The organism is Acinetobacter sp. YH1901141, assembly GCF_013416935.1.
GTDB lineage: Bacteria > Pseudomonadota > Gammaproteobacteria > Pseudomonadales > Moraxellaceae > Acinetobacter > Acinetobacter towneri.
In genome coordinates this window covers 91,958-107,333 of sequence record NZ_VPEY01000004.1, presented here as the reverse complement: position 1 = coordinate 107,333, position 15,376 = coordinate 91,958, and the positions used below count along the sequence as shown (strand labels likewise).

The following is a 15,376-nucleotide window of genomic DNA, read 5'->3' as shown; positions in this document are numbered from 1 at the left end:
CATTGCTGAACAGCAAAATCACGACAGAAAAAAGGACTGAAATGCACAACTCGGATGCCAAGCCAACTCGCTCAGACACGACTGCATTGTCCAAACATCGGCATATTTCTTTTACCGCACATTATACGGGATATATCTGGTATCAAAGGGGGATTTCACATCCTGTATTTGCGACCCGAAAAGGCAAGTTTTTAGCCAAATTGGTACATCCTTTAGAAAACTGGGCAGAACGTCATGTGGGCGGCAGTATGCGCAGCACCCTCAAACAACGTCACCAAATGATTGATGCACACTTAACCGCACTGATTCAGCAACATCCGCAATTACAAGTGCTCGAAATTGCATCTGGGCTGTCACCACGCAGCTGGAACTTTCGACAAAAATATCCTGAACTGAATTACCGTGAACTGGATTTGCCTGATATGGCGCAAATTAAAACTCAAGCGTTACGACAAATTGACCACGACGCACCTGAAGTTCTCACCGCCGATATTTTTAGTGAATCCTTTCAACAGGCCTTTGAATATTTTGATCACTCGCAGCCCTTAGTAATTATTAGTGAAGGTTTAATTAACTACTTCAGCAAAGACATGCTACAACAGCTGTTAAATGGCATGTGTAACTACACCCAAGACTTTCCAGAACTGCATTATTTAACCGATATTTACCCTGAACCCGTCAAAAACAAGCTCGCCAATTTTATTTGGAACTGCAGCCGATTATTGAAATTTATGTCACGCAGTGCTTTCACCTTTCACTTTCAATCTCCGCAGGAATTAACTCAGTTTTTTCAAAATGCAGGTTTTGAGCAAGTGCAGCTACAACAACCACAACTGTATTTTTCCAACAGCTCTTTAGAAAAAACAACCGCAGAACATTTAGGCGATTTAGTCTGGATGGTTCATGCCTACAAAAAAAATAGCGTGGTTTAACACGCTATTTTGATTCTATTTTCTTTGGATAATTTTAAACCAAGCACTGATTTTATCTACTAACGGGCATATTCCAAATTTTGTGCAGCCGCTTTTTGACGTTCCACATAACGCAACAAACGCTCTGCCACCTCAAAACTACCATGCTTAAATAATGCGCGTAGTTGCTGCCCTTGGCTTTCAAAAATTAAACATTCAATGCTAAAACTGCCTTCCTCATCCTGTAATTCTAAGGCCATATCTCGTTCAAACTGTGCTGCTTGTGCCGCCAACGCAGCATTTTCAAAATCAAGCAATACACCAAAGAAGTTTAAATCGACAATGTGCGTGGCAATTTTCAAATCAGAATGACGATACTGCAAATGACTTTGCGGATTTTGCACCCGAATACGCGCTTCTCCACGGCGTTCCATCGTCAATAGTTGCGCACGTGTCATTGGAATAATGCCATCTAAGTCCTGAATAGATTCATCGCTTAAAAAGGTCGCAAATAAATTCATGGTTTCTTTACGGCGCTGTAATTGCGGCACATGATCTGCATTGGCAATCATGGCAAATTCCATGTTCGGGCACTGTAAGGCAAAATTGGCATTTTCATGCGGCAAGGTAAAACTGTCATATTGCCCACACGCCACCAAAACCTTACATTGCGGAATAGGCACATTGGTTAACCGCAATAAACGGTTGCAGTTCACATCGTAGCGATCTTGCTCTGTAGCGGTAAAGTCGGCCATTTGTCGGTAAAACAAACGCTTTGCAGTCGGTGACATGCGAGTTTGTTCCATTTTGGCATGATTGACCAAGTATAAAATCACCGCCTGACCAAATTCATCCATGCGCTGCTCTTTCATTAAATGCAGTGATTCTTCAAGCAACATGCGCCAACTTTTACGGGTCTTTTGCATAACCCCCATTAAAATCATGCGATCAATCAATTCAGGACGCTGATCTGCTAGACACGATGCCACCACCGAACCCAATGACATGCCCATGACGGATACTTTATCTAAGCCGACAATATCCAGCCAATCACCCAACATCTGACCTAAATCATGCAGTTCTAGCGTTCCTGCCGACTCACCTGTTTCCACATTGGTCATTTGCTGATTGGCGCCCATAGATGGCATATCAATTAAAATGATTGGCCCTGCACGAAAAAGCTGCTCGACACAATATTTATATGAATTAAAGTTTTGGAATGCACCACCAATAATCACAATTGGAGTTAAATGTGCGGTTTCTGGCTGAGCAATTGCCATGTATTCCACTTTCCAGCCGTTGATCCAAGTGGTACGAGCGGGTTGTTTAAAGCTGTGTTTATCGTAAATATCAAAAAAACAGACATGCGAACTTGCGTCCTGTACATCCGTGTCCATCTGGATCATGGAATTCATATTCCTTACCTCCATGCGCATTTTATTTTTATTGTGCAAGTGTTCGTCATTGAACGATTACCCACTTATCTGAATTAAAGTGGCATCCTGCTTATTGTTGTGAATGACATCAATGTCGTTATCGCATCATTCTATACAGGTGCTGATTTTATACGCAACATTTTCTATGACCGCTCATCTACTTTTAAATCATAAAGCATTTCAAAATATTAATTTTTGTGATGAAAGCATTGAAAAATATGAAAAGATTGAACAATTTAGTCGATTTTCCGCTGAGACGCTTCATTGTGCAGGCACAGACTGTTAATATCGAGTTGAAATTTCTAAGTGATCAAACCGCTATGCAAGAGTCTATTGAACAATATATGCAAACGGTAGGACAACAAGCACGCCAAGCCTCTCGTGTCTTAGCAAGCGCTTCTACCCAATCTAAAAACAATGCGTTATCGGCTATTTATACGGCATTGGAAAATAGCGAGTCCGCTATTTTAGCTGCCAACCAAATTGATATGACCAAAGGTCGTAACAACAACTTGGATAGCGCACTGCTTGATCGCTTAGAACTTAACCCCGCACGCTTTAAAGGCATGTTACAAGGTCTGAAAGATGTGATTGGTCTCATGGATCCAATTGGTGAAATTACCGATATGGCTTACCGTCCATCTGGTATTCAATTGGGCAAAATGCGTGTACCGCTAGGTGTGGTGGGCATGATTTACGAATCACGTCCAAACGTAACCCTTGAAGCTGCGTCTTTGGCATTAAAATCAGGCAATGCGATTATTTTACGTGGTGGTTCTGAAGCACTGGAATCTAACCAAGCGATTGCTGCCGCGATTCAACACGGCTTAAAAGCATCAGGCTTGCCAGAAACATCGGTGCAAGTGATTAACACCTCAGACCGTGCTGCCGTTGGGCAATTAATTACCATGTCTGAATATGTAGATGTAATTGTGCCACGTGGCGGTAAAAGTCTGATTGAACGCATCAGCAATGAAGCGCGTATTCCAGTGATTAAACATTTGGATGGTAACTGTCACGTATTTGTAGAAGCACAGGCCGATTTACAAAAAGCCCTGCCTATTGCCCTGAATGCAAAAACTCACCGTTATGGCGTCTGTAATGCCATGGAAACATTGTTGGTCGATGAGGCTGTTGCCGCACAATTCTTGCCACGTATTGCCGAACTATATGCAGAAAAACAAATCGAATTACGCGGCTGTCCTGCAACCCAAAAGATTTTGGGTACAAGTGTTAAAACAGCAACCGAAGAAGATTGGTACACCGAATATTTAGGCCCAATTTTGGCAGTTAAAGTGGTTTCAGGAATTGATGAGGCAATTGAACATATCAATAAATATGGTTCACATCATACTGATGCCATTATTACTGAAAACTTTAGTTTGGCGCGTCAATTCTTGGCTGCGGTAGATTCTAGTTCAGTCATGATTAACGCTTCTACACGCTTTGCTGATGGTTTTGAATATGGTTTAGGTGCTGAAATTGGAATCTCTACCGATAAAATTCATACCCGTGGCCCTGTCGGTTTGGAAGGTTTAACCTCACAAAAATGGATCGTGTTTGGCGATGGTCAAATCCGCCAATAAAATCCATCTGTAATTTTGCAATATCCAAATATAATGTTCAGTTTCACAGGAAGCTGAACATTATTCCCTTCTATTTTTTAGACATTGTTTTAAGACACAGTTCCACTACACATTTCTGCCTCACGCTCACTTAAAATAAAAACACCATCAAGATTAGAAAAATCATCAAAAAGAGTGGCGATGCTTATGTTTTATTATTTGATTATTAGTACCTTTGCTTTAGCACTGTTGGTGTCGTTCATTGTCATGCGTCTGTTTTCCAGCTCCATCAATGCAATTTTGGCGCGTATCATCCACGACCCAATTCATGAAGCATGGGCAAAGTACACCAAATTTGCAGGCATGGTGGTCGGCACATCTTCAGGCATTCGTATTTACGATATGGAAAAATACATTACCCCACTCACCTATGCCGAAAATGACAAAAGAATTGTGATTGAACTGACGCAAGAACGCTGGGTATTGGAAATTTACCGCACCATTATTGAAACCTTACAAGGCTTGGCGTGGATGATGTTGGTGTTTTTTATGGTGGCACTGATTGCTTATGTGATTGTCCGTTGGTCGGAAATTAAATACGCTGCCAAATCAAAATAAACCGACAAAGATTGAGGAAATAATTTAAAACAGTTTGCCACTCGCCTGCAGAATGAAGTGTGCTATGTTAAGAGAATACAACAGGAATTAAGCAGAAATTTTAGACCATCATTTCATGAAAAAATGAAAGTTTCGGGCTGATAAATTTTAATTATTTCTGATTTCATGGTCGATAATGCTTAAGTCTAATCTCCTAAAGTCTATCTAGGAGCAATAAAAAACCCATGATAAAACATACGTAATGATCAAGATTGCAACACAATAGATTGCCGTTTGCCATATCTTGCAATGCAGCTTGATTGACTAGGGATAACTTCAATTAGAATTCGGGTACATAAAAGTGACTACATCAGTATTAGTGATTAACTGCGGATCTTCTTCTATCAAATATGCGCTTGTATCTGAAAGCGTTGGAGATCGTATCTTTGGTTTGGCAGAAAATCTAGGTTCTGCTGATGCGCGCATTAAAGGCATTACCGCAGGTGGTGAGCCGCTCGAACTTTCTATTCCACATGCTGACCATGAAAAAGCATTGGAAACTATTCTTGGTCGCTTATCTCAATATAAGCCACAAGCCATTGGTCACCGCGTTGTACACGGCGGTACTTTAACCAAAGCAGAATTATTAACTGAAGAAATCGTGCAACGTATTCGTGAAGCAACTCCGCTTGCACCTTTACACAACCCTGCACACTTGGTGGGTATTGAAGCAACAATGCGTTTGTTCCCAGAACTTCCGCAAGTGGCTGTATTTGATACTGCATTCCACCAAACGATGCCTGCTCACGCTTACCGTTATGCAGTGCCTAAATTCTTATATACCGACCACAACGTACGTCGTTATGGCTTCCACGGTACAAGTCACGCATACGTTTCAGAGCGCGGTTCAGAGTTGGCTGGCAGCTTCAAACAAGGTGGCTGGTTAACTGCTCACTTGGGTAACGGTAGCTCGACTTGTGCAATCTGGAATGGTCAAAGTGTAGACACATCGATGGGCCTAACCCCACTTGAAGGTTTGGTGATGGGTACTCGTAGTGGTGATGTAGACCCAAGCTTACACAGCTTCCTTGCAAGCAACTTAGGTTGGGATATCTACAAAATTGACAAAATGCTAAACAGCCAAAGTGGTTTACTTGGTTTGTCAGGCTTATCGAACGACATGCGTACCCTGATTGAAGCATCTGAACAAGGCAACGAAGATGCAACGCTTGCAATTGAAGTATTCTGCTACCGTTTAGCTAAATCTTTAGCTGCACTTAGCTGTGGTTTACCACGCTTAGATGGCTTATTCTTCACAGGTGGTATTGGCGAAAACTCTGCGTACATCCGTGAAAAAACTGTATCTTACTTGCCACACTTTGGCTTTAACTTCAGCAAAGAACGCAATGACAGCTTAAAACGCGGTACTGAAGGTCGTATTGATGCAGGTACAGGCGGTCCACAAATTTGGGTTGTACCAACTGACGAAGAAGGCCGTATTGCGAAAGAAACTGCGCAAGTTGCAGAGGAGCTAAAGTCAGCTGCAAAAAAGTCTGAATGTGACGCTGCGATTGCTTAAGCAATCGTAGTGCTCAGCCACTTTCAATCAGTCCCTTTACGATTTAGAAAAAATTATGAAAACAATACTTTTGGTTCCTACAGAAATTGGTGTTGGTTTAACATCAGCATGTTTAGGTTTAATTTACGCTTTGGAATGCCAAGGCGTAAAAGCAGGTTTCTTAAAGCCTTTTTCACAAGAATTACAACCTGAAGCAGACCGCACAACTGCGTTGTATCGTCACCTGTTCAAGCATGAAACAGTTGAGCCGATTTCTTATACTGCGCTGACTGAGCGTTTAAAAAATGATGAAAATGACGAATTGCTTGAAGATGCAGTTCGTTTACATCGTGAAATTTCTAAACATCACGATATCATTATTGTAGAAGGCGTGTTGCCAAACGGACGTGATCCATTTGCAACTGAATTGAATGCAAATTTGGCTAAAGCACTTGATGCAAAAGTCATTATTGTCAGCAATGCCGACATCAACAATGCTGTTAAAACAGCGTCAAAAGTAGACAATCAATTACGTTTCTTTGGTGGTGCAACTTGTGAGCGTACTGCGGGCGTATTGTTTATGCGTACCAAAGGTTTACCAGAAGATTCTGCACAAATTCCTGTTACGCTTGATCCAAACTTACGTTTAATTAGCGACACCAACCAGTTTGTCAGCAAAATTCAAACTACACATCCAATGATTGGTAAAGATTGCATGCCAGTGATTGGCTTGGTGCCATTCAGCAATACTTTAAGTGTGCCACGCATGTCGGACTTGGCTGCACACATTTCTGCAGAATGGATTAACCAAGGTGAAGCAGCGCAGCGCCGTGTATTACACAGCAGCTTAATTGCATCGAATATTGAACACGAAATGCATAAATTCGTTGCAGGCGAGCTGATTATCAGTGGTTCTGACCGTGTCGATGTATTGCTTGCCAGTAGCTTAGCCAGCAGCAATGGTATTCCACTTGCAGGTTTGGTGTTAACTGAACATCAAGCACCAAGCGCACAAGCTTTAGAGTTCTGCCAAGCAGCAATGAAAAATGGCTTGCCAATTTTACATACTAAATTGAGCACCTTTGAAACTGCACAACAGTTATTAAACCTGAGCAACGAAATTCCTGTAGATGATACTGAGCGTGCAGAACAAGTTACCCGCTTTGTGGCCAGTCACATCAATGCAGAATGGTTAACCCAATTAATCAGCGATACGCATAAACCACGTTTATCGCCTTCTGCGTTCCGCCATGAATTGGTGCAAAAATCTATTGCAGCGAAAAAACGTATCGTGCTTCCAGAGGGTGATGAGCCACGTACCGTTCAAGCTGCAGCGATTTGTCAATCACGTGGTATTGCCCACTGCGTATTATTGGCAAAACCAGAAGCGGTAGTCGATGTTGCCAAAGCACGCGGTATTGAGCTTCCACACGACTTAGAAATCATTGATCCTGACTTGATTCGTGAAAACTATGTCGAAAAAATGGTTGCGATGCGTAAAGGCAAACTTACTGACGATCAAGCACGTGAACAGCTGCAAGACACTGTCGTATTAGGTACGATGATGTTAGCACTTGATCAGGTTGATGGTTTGGTGTCTGGTGCTGTGCATACTACAGCCAATACAGTTCGTCCCGCATTCCAGCTCATTAAAACTGCACCTGATTATTCATTGGTATCTTCAGTATTCTTTATGCTGTTACCAGATGAAGTATATGTGTACGGTGACTGTGCGATTAACCCAGACCCAGATGCTGAACAATTGGCTGAAATTGCGATTCAATCTGCTGACTCTGCAAAAGCGTTTGGTATTGACCCACGTATTGCCATGATTTCTTACTCAACTGGTACTTCGGGTGCAGGTGCTGACGTAGAAAAAGTAGCGAAAGCGACTGAAATTGCGAAACAACGTCGTCCTGACTTACTGATTGATGGCCCATTACAGTACGATGCAGCATCGGTTGAAAGTGTTGGTCGCTCTAAAGCACCAAACTCTCAAGTTGCAGGTCGCGCCAATGTGTTCATTTTCCCTGACTTGAACACAGGTAACACGACGTATAAAGCAGTACAGCGTTCTGCTAACGTGGTGAGTGTTGGCCCAATGCTACAAGGCTTGAACAAGCCAGTGAATGACTTGTCACGTGGTGCATTGGTAGATGACATTGTGTTCACGATTGCATTGACTGCGATTCAGGCAGAGCAACAAGCAGCTCAATAATTCGTAAAGTTAAGTTTTACAAACCACCTGATTGAAAAATTGGGTGGTTTTTTTATTCCACACTGTAGATTCACAGATCACTACAAAAATTGATTAGCTCCATCCAATCTATTTTTAAAACCTCTGCACCAACCACACCGTATGCCCTGCACAGTCCTGATCTTCCGCGAGCATTTTCACAACTTTAAAGCCATAATCTTTTAACAATTGCCGATATTCATCCTGCGACAAACTGGCGTGATAAAGTGCTTCACCAAACATTTCCCCAATCGCCTCACCCGCAGCAGGTCCACTGCTAAACATTAAAACTGTATTGGCGGTAGACCATTGCGCAAATTTCTCGAACATGCAGCGCTGATCGTTTGGCGTTAAATGAAAAAAGCTATCCCACGCCAAAATACCATCAAAGCACCGATTCAAGTTCACTGAGCGCATATCGGCTTCAATCCAGCACTGTTCAGGAAAATGTTCACGTGCCATCTCCAGCATGCTGTCTGCGCTATCTACTCCTGTAAGTTGATGCCCATGCTGTAATAGATATGCAGCAATAGGACGCCCCGAACCACAGCCCAAATCTAATATTTTGGCCTGCGCAGGCAAATAAGCAAGAAAACGATCCAGCCAAGTTTTTTCATATAACAACTGACCGCGCAAGTCTGTCCACGCTTTTGCATGCCGTTGATAAATGGGGATAATCTGAGCAGCTAAATGCGTGTGATCATTCATATTTACCCCAAACATCATTCCAAAGAAGTCTTTGAACATAGCTGAATTTGCACCAACAAAACAGCAAAATCATGGCCCGTTTTGACGACATAATTTTATGGATATTTCACAAATTCTCTCAAGCTAACGACTGATATTAAACTTTCGCCCAAAGCTTGATCAAAGTGCCCACAATCGCTGCATTTTATCTTATAATTTAGCCCGCTAGCTATCCGCCCGCTCAAGAGATTTTTGATATGACAACTATTATCAAGCAAGATGACTTGATCACTTCGATCAAAGACGCGCTTCAGTTCATTTCCTACTATCATCCACAAGACTTCATCCAAGCGATGAGCCGTGCTTATGATCGTGAAGAAAACAAAGCTGCGAAAGATGCGATTGCACAGATCTTAATTAACTCACGTATGTGTGCAGAAGGTCATCGTCCAATCTGTCAAGATACTGGTATCGTAAACGTATTCCTTGAAGTGGGTTTAGACGTTAAATTTGATTTAACGATGAGCTTGGACGATGCAATCAACGAAGGTGTACGTCAAGGTTACCTAGAAAACTCAAACGTACTTCGTGCATCGGTATTGGCTGATCCTGCATTTGGTCGTAAAAACACCAAAGACAACACCCCTGCAGTAATTCACTACAAACTCGTTCCGGGTAACAAAGTAGATATTACAGTTGCTGCCAAAGGTGGCGGTTCAGAAAACAAATCTAAATTGGCGATGTTGAACCCATCTGACTCAATTGTAGATTGGGTACTTAAAACTGTTCCAACTATGGGTGCAGGCTGGTGTCCACCGGGTATGCTCGGTATTGGTATTGGTGGTACTGCTGAAAAAGCCATGATGCTTGCAAAAGAAGCACTTATGGAAGAAATCAACATGGACGAATTATTACGTCGCGGTCCACAAAACAAAATGGAAGAACTCCGTATCGAGATCTTCGAGAAAGTGAATGCTCTTGGTATTGGCGCACAAGGTTTGGGCGGCTTAACCACAGTTCTTGATATTAAAATTAAAGACTACCCTTGCCACGCTGCAGGCAAACCAGTGGGTATGATTCCAAACTGTGCTGCAACTCGTCACGCACACTTCCAGTTAGATGGTTCAGGTGTAGCCCATATTCAAGCACCTAAACTTGAAGACTACCCAGAAGTAACTTGGGATTCTTCTAAATCTAAACGTGTAGATTTAGACAACATTACTCAAGAAGAAATGAACTCTTGGCAGCCGGGCGATACGTTGTTATTAAACGGTACGATTTACACAGGTCGTGATGCTGCACATAAGCGCATGGTCGACATGATCAACAATGGTGAAGAATTACCAGTCGACTTAAAAGGCAAATTCATTTACTACGTTGGCCCTGTCGATCCTGTTGGTGATGAGGTCGTTGGCCCTGCAGGTCCAACAACGGCAACCCGTATGGACAAATTCACCCGCCAAGTCTTAGAACACACTGGTTTGTTCGGTATGATTGGTAAGGCAGATCGTGGTCCTGCAGCCATTGAAGCGATCAAAGACCACAAAGCGACTTACCTCATGGCAGTAGGTGGTGCAGCTTACCTCGTATCTAAAGCAGTACGTGAAGCAGAAGTGGTTGCTTTTGAAGACTTAGGTATGGAAGCAATCTACAAATTCAAAGTTGAAGATATGCCTGTATCTGTTGCGGTAGATGTCAATGGTACATCTATCCACGCGATTGCACCAAAAATCTGGCAAGCTAAAATTGGCAAGATTCCCGTTGTAGATGCTGCAGCAGAATAATATTCCAATTTAGTAATAAGCGAAAAAGCACCCAACATTGGGTGCTTTTTTATGCTTACTGGAAATAAATAAAAGCAATGCATGAGATAAAGATGCAAAACCTTACCACGTTCTCGGATCCCACAATTTAAAGGGTTGGGTTAAGTGCACATCTTCCGCAGGGTCATATTTCTCATGCTTGATTTTTTGTGGCTTTTTACGCAACTTACCTGTGGTTTGACCTTCCGCGACAAAGTTATAGCTTTCGGTTTTCAATTGAGTAAACGCTATTTCCTGTTGTGCCGTACTTGAAGGCATAAGAATTAAAGGCCCTGAAACCTCTTTGCGGGTACTCAAGTTTTCTTCATCATATTTAATAAAATACGACTGCCCTGCCTGTACCTGAAAATCCAAATACTTTGGTTTTTGGAAATGTAATGCACCCAAAGGACGACTCACACTCAGACGATACGCGCCCGGTGCCAGTTCAACCCAGTAATAATGATTGTGCAATAAACTTGGAATCCGATGTTTGTTGATAAACATACTAGCCGCGACAATTTCCTGTCTATTCCATTTAGAATCTGGACGATATAAATACACGATGGCAGCATCGGCATGTTGTGCCTGAACAGGTTTAAAATTTTGCCCTAGTTTTTGATTGACCCAACCACCAATGGTCATCATGCCCAAACGGTGTTGTTCTACAAAACCAGGTTTTTGTTCTAAATCTAAAACTTTTAAGGTACTAGGTGGTTGCGTTTGTTGCACCACGTTTTTTTTGCCATGACATCCCAGCAACATTAAACTGGTCACGACCAAGATTGCGACACCACGCATGTCTATCCCTCACTGCGTTTCTTATTTTTGTAAATCACGTTTTTGAAATCACGCTGCAAATTCATTTTGCAATTGTTGTTTTGAATAATGGGCATCCACGCCTAGGTCTAAGATTAACACTGCCTTGATTTTTTTGACAATAAAAAACGTGCCGAAACCTAGCGTTTCGGCACGTTTCAGACGAATAGCGTATTAAGCAGTTTTGCTGTCTAATACTTTTAAGTCAATTTTTTCTGCTGCAGGTTCTTCTGTTTGAGGCTGACGTTCGGTCTGAAATTCAGGTTTAGCACCTTCTTCAATCACCGCTTCAGTCACTACCACTGTGCCAACATCGGTACGGCTTGGCAAGTCGTACATGGTTTCGAGCAAGGCATTTTCCAGAATTGAACGCAAACCACGCGCACCTGTATTACGTTCAAGGGCTTTTTTCGCCACTGCACGTAATGCCGCATCTTCAAAGACTAAATCGACATTTTCCATCTCGAATAAGTATTGATATTGACGGGTTAAGGCATTTTTCGGCTCGGTCAGAATTTGCATCAATGCATCTTCATCTAGCTCGTCTAGCGTTGCAATTACAGGCAAACGACCAATGAACTCTGGAATTAAGCCAAATTTCACCAAATCGGTTGCTTCTACCTGACGAAATAAATCAGACAATTTCTTGCCTTCATCTTTTTTCTTCACGTCTGCCGTAAAACCAATGCCGCCTTTTTCTTGGCGTTGCTGCACAATTTTCTCTAAACCAGAGAATGCGCCACCGCAAATAAACAAGATATTTGAAGTATCAATTTGAATGAATTCTTGCTGCGGATGCTTACGTCCACCTTGAGGCGGAATAGAAGCCACCGTGCCTTCAATCATTTTGAGCAAGGCTTGCTGAACACCTTCACCAGACACATCACGAGTAATTGATGGGTTTTCAGACTTACGCGTGATCTTGTCAATTTCATCAATGTAGATAATGCCTTTTTGTGCTTTTTCTACATCGTAATCGGCTTTTTGCAACAGCTTTTGCACGATGTTTTCGACATCTTCACCCACATAACCCGCTTCGGTTAAAGTCGTGGCATCTGCCATTGCAAAAGGCACATCTAATAGACGTGCTAAGGTCTGTGCAAGTAAGGTTTTACCCGAACCCGTTGGACCTACCAACATGATGTTACTTTTTGAGATTTCGACAGCATCGCCTGCTTTATGCGCCTGATTGCTCACTTTTAGGCGTTTGTAATGGTTATATACTGCAACCGATAAGGTTTTTTTCGCAGTATCTTGACCAATTACATACTGATCAAGCGCAGCACGAATTTCATGTGGTTTTGGCAATGGACGTGTTGCCCAATCACCCGACTCAACTTGTTGACTGGTCTGAACCAAGTCTAAGCATACGTCCACACATTCATTACAGATGTATGCGTCCTCGCCTGCAATCAGCTTCCCGACTTCAGACTGCGTTTTACCGCAAAATGAACAATGTTTTTGTCCCTGAGGATGTTCGGACATAGTCACTCCAATATCTCAATCTTTAAAACTTATGGACGTTTTGTTAAAACTTCATCCACAAGACCGTATTCCTTCGCTGCCTGCGCAGTCATGAAGTTGTCACGGTCGGTATCTCTTGCGACAGTTTCATAGTCCTGACCACTATGTTCTGCCATTAAACGGTTCAAACGCTCTTTAATGAATAGAATTTCACGCGCATGAATTTCAATATCTGATGCCTGACCACGGAAACCACCCAATGGTTGGTGAATCATAACGCGGGCATTCTCAAGACAGTAACGCTTATCTTTTGCGCCTGCATTTAACAGGAATGCACCCATAGATGCTGCTTGTCCCATACAGTAAGTCACGACGTCTGGTTTAATAAATTGCATGGTATCGTAAATTGCCATACCTGCAGTCACTGAACCGCCTGGTGAGTTAATGTATAGGTGAATATCTTTATCCGGGTTTTCTGCTTCTAAAAACAACATCTGCGCCACAATTAAGTTGGCCATATTATCTTCGACTTCACCCGTCAAAAAAATGACACGTTCACGTAAAAGACGTGAATAAATATCAAAAGAACGCTCACCACGAGAGGATTGTTCAACCACCATGGGCACTAAAGCATTTTCAATTGTTGGAACATACATATGGTTATTTATTCCTAAATTCTTGTGACACGACTCATGTTCACAATATGAGGGATAATTGTCTAAATTGCAAAATATTCACAGCTTAAATCGTAGATATTTTGAGTTAAATGTTGTCGATCTGTGAAAAACCCAAAAACTGCGATGCAATAAAAAAGGCGCACAAAGCGCCTTTTTTACCTAAAGCCTATTAGCCTTGTTGACGAGCTTGTTGCTCTTTCAATAAGTCTTCATAGCTTACAGATGTATCAGTCACTTTTGCAGAAGCCAAGATGTGATCTACAACCTGATCTTCTAAAACAACTGCTTCGATTTGTGAACGCTGTTGTTTGTCATTTTTGAAGTATTCAATCACTTCGTTTGGATCTTCATAAGAAGAAGCCATATCTTCGATGTAAGCATCTACACGTGCTTGGTCAACTTCAAGTTTAGCATCTGCCAATACTTTGCTGACCAATACGCCTAGTTTTACAGATTTTTCAGCTTGTTCTTTGAACAATTCATCTGGAAGCATGCTTGAGTCAAATGCTTTTGCACCTTGCGCACCAAACTGCTGAGTGAATTGCTGAATCATTTGCTGACGTTGACGGTCAACTTCTTGAGCAACCATCGCTGCTGGAAGTTCAACTTCGTTTGCCGCAACGAGTGCATCAAAAGTTGCGCCTTTCACTTGGTTACGTAAACCATTTTTCACTTCACGTTCCATGTTTTTACGAACGTCAGCTTTTAATTTGTCTACGCCATCTTCTTCAGAAATACCGAAGATTTGTAGGAATTCAGCATCAATTTCTGGAAGTTTTTGCTTTTCAACAAGTTTCACAGTGATTTTGAATTGAGCTGCTTTACCTGCAAGGTTTGCTGCTTGGTAGTCTTCAGGGAAAGTTACATCAATCACTTTCTCTTCACCTTTTTTCATGCCCACGATGCCATCTTCAAAACCAGGAATCATGCGACCAGAACCAAGTACTAATTTAAAGTCTTCAGCTGCACCGCCTTCAAACTTCTCACCATCTACAGTGCCTTCAAAGTCAAAAGTCACTTGCATGTCTTTTTTCGCCATGCCTTTGGTTTCTGCCCAAGAAGCACGTTGCTTTTGAAGATTTTCAAGCATTTGTTCAACGTCTTTGTCGTTCACTTCTGAAGACTTACGTTCAACTTCTAAACCTTCAAATTTCACTTCAACTTCTGGATAAACTTCAACTGTCGCTTCGTAAACTAAAGCGTCGTCTTTCATTTCAGTTTTTTCGATATTTGGCATACCAACAGCGTTGATTTTTTCTTGTTGGATTGCTTCAAAAACGGTGTCACGAATAATGTCGTTCACCACTTCTTGATAAATACCCGCACCGTATTCACGACGAACAACGTTTACAGGCACTTTACCTGGACGGAAGCCGTTGATCTTCACAGTTTTGGCAGTGCGTTTCAAGCGAGCTTCAAACTGCTCGTTAATACGGCTCGTCGGTACAGATACATTTAAACGACGGGCAACGCCCGAAACCGCTTCAGAAGTTACTTGCATGGCTTCCTCGATATAGTTAGTAATAACAGTTTATAAAAAAGTGCCACATTATATGACAACATTAAAGGATATACAAAATACGTTCTGATCTCGACTGAATTTTTTTAATCGTCACGCTATTTT

12 protein-coding genes are annotated in these 15,376 nt (G+C 42.0%); 6 read left to right on the top strand and 6 right to left on the bottom strand.

The features are described from left to right. The first annotated feature begins 41 nt into the window (after positions 1-41). Positions 42-932, top strand: a complete 891-nt coding sequence (locus FTV52_RS03960) for a class I SAM-dependent methyltransferase (RefSeq protein WP_004974878.1) — start codon at positions 42-44, stop codon at positions 930-932. A gap of 59 nt (positions 933-991) precedes the next feature. Here FTV52_RS03960 and FTV52_RS03955 read toward each other — a convergent pair whose 3' ends face one another. After that, entirely contained in the window at positions 992-2,326 is a 1,335-nt protein-coding gene (locus FTV52_RS03955) for an alpha/beta fold hydrolase (RefSeq protein WP_004974874.1), read from the bottom strand. Between the two features lie 341 nt (positions 2,327-2,667). On the opposite strand from FTV52_RS03955, the gene FTV52_RS03950 reads away from it, so the two are divergent. From FTV52_RS03950 to pta, 4 genes are all read left to right on the top strand, one after another. Continuing rightward, positions 2,668-3,933: a glutamate-5-semialdehyde dehydrogenase gene (locus FTV52_RS03950; protein ID WP_131260781.1), complete on the top strand. Its 1,266-nt coding sequence runs from the start codon at positions 2,668-2,670 to the stop codon at positions 3,931-3,933. Between the two features lie 186 nt (positions 3,934-4,119). After that, on the top strand, positions 4,120-4,530 hold the full coding sequence (locus FTV52_RS03945) for a hypothetical protein (protein WP_026438428.1): 411 nt from the start codon (positions 4,120-4,122) through the stop codon (positions 4,528-4,530). Positions 4,531-4,870: 340 nt separating this feature from the next. Beyond that, positions 4,871-6,088 carry an acetate/propionate family kinase gene (locus FTV52_RS03940; protein ID WP_096901391.1) on the top strand — a complete coding sequence of 406 codons (1,218 nt, stop codon included), beginning with the start codon at positions 4,871-4,873 and terminating at the stop codon, positions 6,086-6,088. Between the two features lie 55 nt (positions 6,089-6,143). After that, complete coding sequence (pta, locus tag FTV52_RS03935) at positions 6,144-8,285, top strand: phosphate acetyltransferase (RefSeq protein ID WP_004974865.1); 2,142 nt, start codon at positions 6,144-6,146, stop codon at positions 8,283-8,285. 114 nt (positions 8,286-8,399) lie between these two features. Here the strand turns inward: pta and FTV52_RS03930 are convergent, their stop codons facing one another. Then, positions 8,400-9,011, bottom strand: coding sequence for a class I SAM-dependent methyltransferase (locus tag FTV52_RS03930; protein ID WP_026438429.1), 612 nt, complete (start codon positions 9,009-9,011; stop codon positions 8,400-8,402). A gap of 236 nt (positions 9,012-9,247) precedes the next feature. Here FTV52_RS03930 and FTV52_RS03925 point away from each other — a divergent pair, with 236 nt between their 5' ends. Then, a complete protein-coding gene (locus FTV52_RS03925) occupies positions 9,248-10,774 on the top strand; it encodes a fumarate hydratase (RefSeq protein WP_004974861.1) in 1,527 nt (508 codons plus the stop codon). 102 nt (positions 10,775-10,876) lie between these two features. Here the strand turns inward: FTV52_RS03925 and FTV52_RS03920 are convergent, their stop codons facing one another. The 4 genes from FTV52_RS03920 to tig all read right to left on the bottom strand — a co-directional run bounded on the left by FTV52_RS03920 (position 10,877) and on the right by tig (position 15,253). Beyond that, positions 10,877-11,593, bottom strand: coding sequence for a DUF2846 domain-containing protein (locus tag FTV52_RS03920; RefSeq protein ID WP_179989952.1), 717 nt, complete (start codon positions 11,591-11,593; stop codon positions 10,877-10,879). 192 nt (positions 11,594-11,785) lie between these two features. Next, a complete protein-coding gene (gene clpX / locus FTV52_RS03915; RefSeq protein ID WP_004974856.1) occupies positions 11,786-13,096 on the bottom strand; it encodes an ATP-dependent protease ATP-binding subunit ClpX in 1,311 nt (436 codons plus the stop codon). Positions 13,097-13,125: 29 nt separating this feature from the next. Then, a complete protein-coding gene (gene clpP / locus FTV52_RS03910) occupies positions 13,126-13,731 on the bottom strand; it encodes an ATP-dependent Clp endopeptidase proteolytic subunit ClpP (protein WP_179989950.1) in 606 nt (201 codons plus the stop codon). A gap of 190 nt (positions 13,732-13,921) precedes the next feature. After that, the gene (tig, locus tag FTV52_RS03905) at positions 13,922-15,253 is read right to left on the bottom strand and encodes a trigger factor (protein ID WP_168417894.1); all 1,332 of its coding nucleotides are present in this window, start codon (positions 15,251-15,253) and stop codon (positions 13,922-13,924) included. Between the last annotated feature and the right edge of the window lie 123 nt (positions 15,254-15,376).

What these genes read in the sequence shown, in the direction of transcription:
- FTV52_RS03960 (WP_004974878.1), top strand. Translation starts at nt 42, where the DNA reads ATGCACAACTCGGATGCCAAGCCAACTCGCTCAGACACGACTGCATTG.
- FTV52_RS03955 (WP_004974874.1), bottom strand. Translation starts at nt 2,326, where the DNA reads ATGAATTCCATGATCCAGATGGACACGGATGTACAGGACGCAAGTTCG.
- FTV52_RS03950 (WP_131260781.1), top strand. Translation starts at nt 2,668, where the DNA reads ATGCAAGAGTCTATTGAACAATATATGCAAACGGTAGGACAACAAGCA.
- FTV52_RS03945 (WP_026438428.1), top strand. Translation starts at nt 4,120, where the DNA reads ATGTTTTATTATTTGATTATTAGTACCTTTGCTTTAGCACTGTTGGTG.
- pta (WP_004974865.1), top strand. Translation starts at nt 6,144, where the DNA reads ATGAAAACAATACTTTTGGTTCCTACAGAAATTGGTGTTGGTTTAACA.
- FTV52_RS03930 (WP_026438429.1), bottom strand. Translation starts at nt 9,011, where the DNA reads ATGAATGATCACACGCATTTAGCTGCTCAGATTATCCCCATTTATCAA.
- FTV52_RS03925 (WP_004974861.1), top strand. Translation starts at nt 9,248, where the DNA reads ATGACAACTATTATCAAGCAAGATGACTTGATCACTTCGATCAAAGAC.
- FTV52_RS03920 (WP_179989952.1), bottom strand. Translation starts at nt 11,593, where the DNA reads ATGCGTGGTGTCGCAATCTTGGTCGTGACCAGTTTAATGTTGCTGGGA.
- clpX (WP_004974856.1), bottom strand. Translation starts at nt 13,096, where the DNA reads ATGTCCGAACATCCTCAGGGACAAAAACATTGTTCATTTTGCGGTAAA.
- clpP (WP_179989950.1), bottom strand. Translation starts at nt 13,731, where the DNA reads ATGTATGTTCCAACAATTGAAAATGCTTTAGTGCCCATGGTGGTTGAA.
- tig (WP_168417894.1), bottom strand. Translation starts at nt 15,253, where the DNA reads ATGCAAGTAACTTCTGAAGCGGTTTCGGGCGTTGCCCGTCGTTTAAAT.